The organism is Streptomyces sp. NPDC057307, from assembly GCF_042667665.1.
In the GTDB taxonomy this organism is placed as follows: domain Bacteria; phylum Actinomycetota; class Actinomycetes; order Streptomycetales; family Streptomycetaceae; genus Streptomyces.
This window is the reverse complement of the sequence record NZ_JBHUZM010000265.1, coordinates 1-3,494: the sequence shown is the minus strand read 5'-3', so window position 1 is coordinate 3,494 and position 3,494 is coordinate 1. Positions and strand designations below refer to the sequence as shown.

General features: G+C 72.2%; 4 protein-coding genes. 1 reads left to right on the top strand and 3 read right to left on the bottom strand.

Annotated elements, in window-relative coordinates; genetic code table 11:
• Positions 1–46 precede the first annotated feature (46 nt).
• The 3 genes from ACFUN8_RS37185 to fabG are packed head-to-tail and all read right to left on the bottom strand — an operon-like array spanning position 47 to position 2,810.
• The gene (locus tag ACFUN8_RS37185; RefSeq protein WP_383647829.1) at positions 47–958 is read right to left on the bottom strand and encodes an MBL fold metallo-hydrolase; all 912 of its coding nucleotides are present in this window, start codon (positions 956–958) and stop codon (positions 47–49) included.
• Positions 955–1,992, bottom strand: a complete 1,038-nt coding sequence (locus ACFUN8_RS37180; protein ID WP_383647826.1) for an aromatase/cyclase — start codon at positions 1,990–1,992, stop codon at positions 955–957. Before ACFUN8_RS37180 ends, ACFUN8_RS37185 begins: the two co-directional genes overlap by 4 nt.
• Complete coding sequence (gene fabG, locus ACFUN8_RS37175; RefSeq protein WP_383647824.1) at positions 1,992–2,810, bottom strand: 3-oxoacyl-ACP reductase FabG; 819 nt, start codon at positions 2,808–2,810, stop codon at positions 1,992–1,994. The genes ACFUN8_RS37180 and fabG overlap by 1 nt, the downstream gene beginning before the upstream one ends.
• A gap of 196 nt (positions 2,811–3,006) precedes the next feature.
• Between fabG and ACFUN8_RS37170 the strand changes: the two genes are divergently transcribed.
• Positions 3,007–3,459 carry a nuclear transport factor 2 family protein gene (locus tag ACFUN8_RS37170; protein ID WP_383647821.1) on the top strand — a complete coding sequence of 151 codons (453 nt, stop codon included), beginning with the start codon at positions 3,007–3,009 and terminating at the stop codon, positions 3,457–3,459.
• The last annotated feature ends 35 nt before the right edge of the window (positions 3,460–3,494 follow it).

The window sequence follows — 3,494 nt, the reverse complement described above, 5'->3', positions numbered from 1 at the left end:
CCCCGGTTCTACGACCGGGGCCCGCCCGCCTTCACGTGTGCGGTCCTCAGGCGTAACAGACCGGCAGTCGCCCTCCGTTGTAGGTGACCATGTCCCCGAAGATGCCGATCACGTCCAGGGACTCCCCCGGCGGACCCGGCCCCAGTTCGGCGTAGGCCCGGTGCAGGTTGGCGACGAGGCGTTCGGGCTCGTGCCAGTCTTCGAACGGTCCCGGGCCCGCCTCCCGGGCGGCTTCCAGGGGCGTCAGCCCGGCCGCGGACGCCGCCGCGGCGACGGACTGGAGCCGCCGCAGATACCGCTCCGTCTCGTCGATCACCTCCGGTCCCGCGAGCGGGCCATGGCCGCCGACGACGGTCAGGGGATCGAGGCGCCGCAGGACCTCCAGGGTGCGCAGGGAACCCGCCACCGACCCCATCAGTACGAAGGGTGTGCGGCCCGGCAGGAGGATGTCGCCCGCGAACAGCACGCGTTGATCGGGCAGCCAGACCAGGGTGTCGTTGGTGGTGTGGGCGGGGCCCGGGTGGAACAGCTCGACGCGGAGGTCCCCGTGGTGGAGGGTGAGGCGTCGGCGGTAGGTGAGTTGAGGCAGGGTGACGCCGATCTTCCCCCAGTTCACGTCCGGCCAGAGCCCGGTGAGACCGAGTCCGGCATCGGCCATCTCGGTGCGGGTCCGCTCGTGGGCGACTATCACGGCGTCGGGTCCCACCAGGGCGTTGCCGAAGCTGTGGTCACCGTGGAAATGGGTGTTGACCACGAGGCGGACAGGTTCCGGGCTGAGCGCGTCGACCGTGTCGCGCAGGGCCAGGGCGCGGGACTCGGTCGCGGCGGTGTCGATGAGCGCGACCCGGTCGGGGGCGAGGAGGATGCCCGCGTTGCTGACACACCAGCCGCCGTCGGGCTGGATGTGGGCGAAGACGTTGTCGGCGATCTCCGTGGTACGCGGCGCGCCGGCGGTCATCGCGCGTTCACCGCACCAGCCCCAGCCGCCGTCTCGGCGTGCGCGCGGGCGCGTTCCAGGGTGCGTCTGCTGTTTCCGCCGAGAAGGTCCCTGACCTTCTCGCGGGCCGCACGGAGGCTGGTTCCCGGACCGAAGCGGGCGGCCAACGCGTCCGGGTCGAGAGCGACATGGTGCCGTGCGGTGACCCGAGTGCCGGACGCGGTGGGCGTGAGGGTCCAGGCGCCCGCGTGGCCGAGCAGGGGCGGGGGCACGGTGGTCTGCTTGTAGACGATCAGTTCGTCGGTGAAGCAGAGCCGGATCGATCGGGTCAGATGGCTCGTACCGTCCGCGGCGCGGGTCTCCATCTCCATCCGCTGGGTCTCGGCCCCGGCGGTGGCCGGGCCGGCCGGAGCGCTGTCGAGGTCCAGGCGGGCGACGTGCGGCAGCCGCCGGGGCCAGAGGTCGGCCCGGTACAGGAAGGCGTAGACGTCGGCGGCGGGGGCGGCGATGTCCAGGGTGTCGGTGAAGGAGAAGATCAACTCTCCGGCGCCGCCCGCCGCTTCGGAGCGCCGCGCCCAGTCGGTGACGGCGCCGATCTCGGCGGCGCTGTTGCGGTCGAGGGTCTCGGTCACCCAGCGCCGAGGCTCCTCCCCCGGCGCCGACAGGATCCAGTCGTGGGCGAGGACCAGCCGGGTGTCGTCGCCGCTCGCGTCGAACCGCCATTCGCCGCCCATCTCGGCGAGCGGCGGCGCGCTGTTCTCCTGCCGGAAGCCGACCCGCAGCGAGGTGGCGTCGAGGGTACGGCGCGAGGTCCAGCTGCGGATCTCGTCGCCGGCCAGGGCCCACAGCCGGACGCGTTCGGTGCCCGGTCCCGCCTCCAGCACTTCCGCGTGCAGGCAGGGCGCGAAGAGGAGAGGCCAGCGACGTACGTCGGCGATCAGGTCGTAGGCACGTCCGGCGGGTGCGGCGAGACGCGCGGTGTGCTCCGCGCGGTGCCGCTCCCCGTCGTGCCGCCCCGCCTCTGCGCCGTGGTCTCCGGTCACGGTGGTGGTCATCAGTAATTCCCCAGTCCGCCGCAGACGTTGAGGGCCTGGGCGGTGACCGCCGCGGCCGCGTCGGTGACCAGATAGTCGACGAGCGCCGCGACCTCCTGTGGCTGGGTGTAACGGCCGAGCGGGATCTTCGCCTCGAAGCGGCGCAGCACCTCTTCCTCGGGCACGTCCCAGATCTCCGCGTAGTGGCGGCGGACGTTTCCGGCCATCGGGGTCTCGACGTAACCGGGGCACACCGCGTTGACGGTGATCCCGCTCTTGGCCAGTTCCAGGCCAAGGGCCTTGGTGAAGCCGACCACGCCGTGCTTGGACGCCGAGTAGGGCGCGCCGAACACGACGCCCTGTTTGCCGCCGGTGGAGGCGACGTTGACGATCCTGCCGTGTCCGCGCGCCGTCATCCCGCCGGTGGTGAGCACGGCCTTCGTCACGAGGAAGACACTGGTGAGGTTGGTGTTGATGACGTCCTGCCAGAGAGCTTCCTCAAGTTCGCTCGTGACTCCGCCGCCGCTGCGGCCCGCGTTGTTCACCAGCACCTCGACGGGGCCGAAGCGCTCCACCGCCGTGGCGACGAACGCGTGCACCGAGTCCGCGGAGGTGACATCGCAGACGACACCGTCGGCGCGGTGGCCGCGCGCGGTCAGCTCCTTGACGGTGTGCTGGACGGCGTCGGCGTCGCGGGCGCAGACCACGACGGGATAGCCGCGTGCGGCCAGGCTCTCGGCGACGGCCAGGCCGATGCCACGGGTACCTCCGGTGATCAGCGCGGGGCCTCGGGCGGTGCCGGTGCCCGGTTCCTGGGGTTCCGGTACGGATGCGGTCATGGTTGCCTTCCTCGTCACTGGGTGGTGCTCGCGACTGGATCGTGCTCGCGCTGCCGTGCCCCGCTGCGGGGTCCACCGGCTTCAACCACCTTCACCGCGGCTGCTTGAGGAGGGCTCAAGGAGGCGTCGAGCCGACCCGTCGAAGCTGAGGCCGCCCGGCCGGCGCGGCCGGGGCACCGTTCTGGAGGGGACGCCCGTGACCACCACCATCCCGTCGGCCGACGCCGTCCGCACCGGCCTCTACGCGGAGGTCCAGCAGTTCTACGCCCGACAGGCGCACCGCCTCGACACCGTGCGCGCCGAGGAGTTCGCCGCGACCTTCGCCGAGGACGGCGTGTTCGCCCACTCCCCCGATTCCCCGCCGGCGCGGGGCCGGGCCGCCATCGCCGAGGAGGTGCGCGGCTTCAACGAACGGCGCTTCGCCGAGGACCCGGTGCAGCGCAGGCACTGGTTCAACATGCTCGACGTGCGCCCGCAGCCGGACGGCAGCGTGCACACCGAGTACTACGCGCTGGTCGTGGTGACCCGGCCGGGGCAGCCGCAGCCGGTCATCGCGCCGAGCTGCGTCGTGCGGGACGTCCTGGTCCGGGAGAACGGTGAACTGCGCACGCTCTCACGGCAGGTGACGCAGGATCACACGTTGCTGTGACAGCGGCGGCGAAGGGCCGGACGGAGACCCCGTGG